The sequence below is a fragment of the Xylophilus sp. ASV27 genome, from assembly GCF_016428875.1.
Taxonomy (GTDB): domain Bacteria; phylum Pseudomonadota; class Gammaproteobacteria; order Burkholderiales; family Burkholderiaceae_C; genus Xylophilus.
Genome location: NZ_JAELTO010000184.1, coordinates 1 through 4,654, shown reverse-complemented (window position 1 = coordinate 4,654; position 4,654 = coordinate 1). Strand labels below are relative to the sequence as shown.

Here is a 4,654-nt window from a genome sequence, read left to right as displayed (position 1 = left end):
GTGTCGCGGAACTGCGCTGCATAGGGCGCGGCGCGCAGCCTGGCGACGACGGCGGCGGGGCTGGCGTTGGCCATCTCGTGCGCGGCCAGCAGCGGGATGGCCGCCTGCTCGTGCAGGGTGCTGGCGCGGCCGTCCCAGCCATGGCCGCCGGCCGGGCCCTGGTCCACGCTCTCGTCGAAGTCGTCGTCGAAATGGTGCGCGGTGAAGGGCGGCACGTTCTGCTGGTAGCGCAGCGAAGGCGCGGCGCGCACGCCCAGCCGCTGGCCGGTGGCGCCGCCGGGCTGCACCGGCAGGGCATTGGGCGGGCCGTAGGCATGCGCCGGATCGTGGCAACTGGCGCATGACACCGCGCCGGAGGCGGACAGCGAGCGGTCGAAGAACATGGCGCGGCCCACCGCCTGCATCTTCGTGAAGTCGGGCTGCGCGAGCATCTGCATGCGATTGGCCTCGGCCGGGGCCGCGGCGCGCGGTGGCGGCGCCGCCACCGCGCGTGCGGCCTTCGGCCGGCCTGCCCACAGGCCTGCGAGCAGCGCGCAGGCACAGCCGGCGGCCAGAAGCAGCGGCCGGCGGCGGCCAAGGGCGGAGAACATGGGAAAGCGCCTGGGGAAAGAAAGCAAGCCGCCATGGTCCGCAGCGAATGTGTCAATGGCGTGACATGGGATCTGTCATGCGTTTGTCACCTATCGGATCGAAGAATGCGGGCGGCACAAAATCCCATCACAACAGCAGCCCACCATGCAATCCACTTATCGACTCCTTCCGGTCGCCCTCGCGGCGTCGACCTTCCTGAGCGCCTGCGGCGGCGGCGACGCGCCGTCCTTCGACAGCCTGCTGCAGAAAGACATCCAGAACGTCGTCGTCATCTACGCGGAAAACCGCGGCTTCGACAACCTGTACGGCCTGTACCCCGGTGCCGACGGCATTCCGGGCGTCAACCCCAGTTCCAGCGGCGGCTACGTGCCGCAGACCGACCGCGATGCGGCCGGCACGGTGCTGGCCCGGCTGCCCAAGGTCTGGGGCGGCGTCACCGCGTCTGGCCAGGCGGTGAACGTGCCCGAGGGCAGCACCGCGAACCAGGCCAACCAGCCGTTCCAGATCGATGCCGCGAGCGGCTTCCAGGGTACCGGCGTGCAGGTCGGGCAGAGCGTGATCACGCGCGACCTGTACCACCGCTTCTTCGAGAACCAGATGCAGATCAACGGCGGCAGGAACGACAAGTTCGCCGCCTGGGCCGACTCCGGCGGCCTCACCATGGGCTACTACGACGGCAGCGCCATGAAGCTGTGGAAGTTGGCGCAGCAGTACGTGCTGGCCGACAACTTCTTCATGGGCGCCTTTGGCGGCTCGTTCCTGAACCACCAGTACCTGGTCTGCGCCTGCGCGCCCGAGTATCCGAACGCCGACAGCTCGCCCGCCAAGGGCTCGATATCGGCGCTGGACCAGGACGCCTCCGGCAACTACCTGCCCCGGCTGACCCAGGCCGCGAACTCGCCGGCCTCGGCCATCGCCGGGCCGCCGACCTTCGTCAACAGCAGCAACCTCACGCCGAAGAATTACGCGGGCGACGGCAAGTTCTACGCGGTCAACACCATGCAGCCGCCCTACCAGCCGAGCGGCGTTGCACCGGCCGCGGGCGCCAGCAACCTGACCGCCGACCCGGGCAAGGCCAACACGCTGCCGCCCCAGACCGCCACCACCATCGGCGACCTGCTGGACAAAAAGAACGTGAGCTGGGCCTGGTATGCCGGCGGATACGGCACCACGCTGGCCTCGGCCCTGTCGGACCGCAAGTTCGGCAGCCCGGTGCCCAACTTCCAGTTCCACCATCAGCCGTTCAACTACTACGCCAAGCTGGACCCGACCCAGCCGGCCACCGCGGCCTACCGCGCGGCCCACCTGAAGGACTTCGACAGCCAGTTCCTGCAGGACGCCGCCGCCGGCAGGCTGCCGGCGGTGAGCTTCTACAAGCCCCAGGGCAACCTGAACCAGCACGCCGGCTATGCCAACGTAGCCGATGGCGACGCGCACATCGCCGACGTGATCGCCAAGCTGCAGGCCAGCCCGCAGTGGAAGAACATGCTGATCGTCGTGACCTATGACGAGAACGGCGGCTTCTGGGACCACAAGCAGGTGCCCAAGGGCGACGCCTGGGGCCCCGGCACCCGCATTCCGGCGCTGGTCATCTCGCCCTGGGCGAAACATGGCGTGGTCGATCACACGCAGTACGACACGGCCTCCACGCTGCGCTTCATCACCCGCCGCTGGGGCCTGGACACGCTGCCGGGCCTGGCGCAGCGCGACGCGGCGCTGGTGAAGAACGGCGGCAAGCCGATGGGCGACCTGACGGCGGCGCTCGACCTGACGCAGGTGCCGTAAGCCGGCTACCGGCTCCCGGCCACCGCGCGCCCCAGTTCCAGCACCGCCATCGCGTAATAGCTCGACCAGTTGTAGCGCGTGATCACGTAGAAGTTCTCGGTGCCGGCCACATAGCTCGGGGCATCGCCGCCGTTCTGCAGCTCCACCAGGGCCAGCGGGCCGGTGTGCTGCAGCGCGTCGCCTTCCAGCACCGCGCCCTTGGCGGTAAAGGCGGCGACACTGAAGCTCGGCAGGATGTCGGGCGCCAGCAATGCGTCGAGGTCCAGCCGTGCGGGGTCGAACGACACCGGGTAGGTCGCCGGCATGCCGGTCTTCCAGCCGAAGGCCTGGAAGTAGCGGGCCACCGAGCCGATGGCGTCGGCCGCGCTGCCGAACAGGTCGATGCGGCCGTCGCCGTCGAAGTCCACCGCATACCGGCTCCAGCTCGACGGCATGAACTGCGGCAGTCCCATGGCGCCGGCGTAGCTGCCGCGCAGTGCGAACGGGTCGGTGCTGCCGCGCTCGGACAGGCTCAGGAACTGCTCCAGCTCGCCGCGGAAGAAATCGCGCCGCTCCTGCGCGCGCGGGTGGCCGGAGGGAAAGTCGAACGCCAGCGTGGCCAGCGCGTCCATCACGCGAAACGTGCCGGTCTGCTGGCCGTAGAGGGTCTCCACGCCGATGATGCCGACGATGATCTCGGCCGGCACGCCGTACTCGCGCTCGGCGCGCGCCAGGGTGGCCTCGTTCTGCTGCCAGAAGCGCAGGCCGGCGCGGATGCGCACCGGCTCGACGAAGCGGCTGCGGTAGACGCGCCAGTTCTTCGGCGTGCCGGCGGGCGGTGGCAGCATCAGGCGCGGCACGCCCGGCAGGAAGCGCGCCTGGCCGATGGCCTGGCGCACCCATTCGCGGTCGAGGTCGCGGCGCGCGGCCAGGTCGTCGGCGAAGCGCATGGCATCGGCGCGGCCTGCGTAATACACGGCGGGAGCCGCCGCCGCGCGCTTGGGCTTGGGCGCGGCATGGCCGGCGGCGTGTGCGCAGGCGCAGGCGAGGGCCGCGGCCAGCACGAGGGCGGCCGGCCATGGCGTTCGGGCAGGGGTGTGGTGCATCGGATCAGGCGCTCGTGAAGCCGTGGATGGGCGACCCCGCCATGGCCGCGGCTGGCCAGGGCAGGCGTGCGAATTCGCGCCGCAGCGCGCGCAGGGCCGCGCGGCGCGTGGCGGCGTCGGCGGGCGCATAGCGCTGCGCTTCCAGCCGCAGCAGCCAGTCGGCCAGCGGCCGGCTGCCGTCGCCCAATGCCTGGCTGGCCTGTGCGGCGAGTGCGCGCGGCGGCGTGGCGGCGTTCACCGGCAGGCCGGCGCGCTCCAGCCGGCGCCGCGCGCGGGCCAGCAAGTGCAGCCAGGGGTCCTGGCGGCGGCGCAGGGTGGCGGCCCAGGCCACGGCCGCGAGGCAGGCCGTGGCCAGCAGCAAGGCCAGCAGCCGCAACAGGTCTTGCCAATCGGGGGCGCTCACCCCAAGGCGCTTGAGCAGGTTCAACTGCCGGTCCTGCGTGTAGTTGAGCACCCACTGGTTCCAGCCGTTGTTGACGGCCTCCCAGGTGGCGCGCAGGCGCTGCAACAGGCCCGCGCCGACGACCGTGCCGAAGGCCTGCGCGAAGGCGCCCTGGGGTGCCGGCAAGCGCATCAGGCGGCCGATGCGGTCGGGCGCCACGGCGCCGGTCGGGTCGACCCGGACCCAGCCGCGGCCGGCCTCCCAGACCTCGGCCCAGGCGTGGGCGTCGCTCTGGCGCACGGTCCAATAGCCATCGACGCCGTTGCGCTCGCCGCCCTGGTAGCCGGTGACGATGCGCGCGGGAACGTCCATGGCCCGCATCAGCACCACGAAGGCCGAGGCGATGTGCTCGCAGAAGCCGGCCTTGACGTCGAACCAGAACTGGTCCGCCGTGTCGCGGCCGTAGATGCCGGGCTCCAGCGTGTAGGCATAGCCGCCGCCCTGGAGTCGCCGCAGTGCCGCGTCCACCAGCGCGCGCGTGGCCGCGGCGCCTTCGGCACCGCTGGCGCGCACCTGCTCGCGCATCTGGCGGGCCAGCTCATGGGTGCGCGGATCGAAGCCTTCGGGCAGTTCGGTGAAGAGGCGCAGCGCCGGCGTCATCTGCTGCGGGCCGTGGCCGAAGTCGGTGTAGCTCTCGGCCCGGTAGCGCAGCAACTGGCTGACCGGCCGGACGCCCAGCCACTGCAGCTCGGGCGTCAGGTAGGCCGCGGGCGCGCCCTCGGGCTTCTGCGGCGCGGCGTCCAGCACCAGG

4 protein-coding genes are annotated in these 4,654 nt (G+C 71.4%); 1 reads left to right on the top strand and 3 read right to left on the bottom strand.

Features of this window, described 5'->3' with window-relative positions; translation table 11 throughout:
- A partial coding sequence (locus JHD63_RS21850; protein ID WP_198972895.1) for a cytochrome-c peroxidase occupies window positions 1-590 on the bottom strand: 590 nt, incomplete at its 3' end.
- 145 nt (window positions 591-735) lie between these two features.
- Here JHD63_RS21850 and acpA point away from each other — a divergent pair.
- On the top strand, window positions 736-2,376 hold the full coding sequence (acpA, locus tag JHD63_RS21845; RefSeq protein ID WP_198972894.1) for an acid phosphatase: 1,641 nt from the start codon (window positions 736-738) through the stop codon (window positions 2,374-2,376).
- Window positions 2,377-2,381: 5 nt separating this feature from the next.
- Here acpA and mltB read toward each other — a convergent pair whose 3' ends face one another.
- Complete coding sequence (mltB, locus tag JHD63_RS21840) at window positions 2,382-3,461, bottom strand: lytic murein transglycosylase B (protein WP_198972893.1); 1,080 nt, start codon at window positions 3,459-3,461, stop codon at window positions 2,382-2,384.
- A gap of 4 nt (window positions 3,462-3,465) precedes the next feature.
- A partial coding sequence (locus JHD63_RS21835; RefSeq protein ID WP_233168531.1) for a transglutaminase-like domain-containing protein occupies window positions 3,466-4,654 on the bottom strand: 1,189 nt, incomplete at its 5' end.

Coding starts and splice junctions, on each gene's coding strand:
- mltB (WP_198972893.1), bottom strand. CDS start 3,461: ATGCACCACACCCCTGCCCGAACGCCATGGCCGGCCGCCCTCGTGCTG.
- acpA (WP_198972894.1), top strand. CDS start 736: ATGCAATCCACTTATCGACTCCTTCCGGTCGCCCTCGCGGCGTCGACC.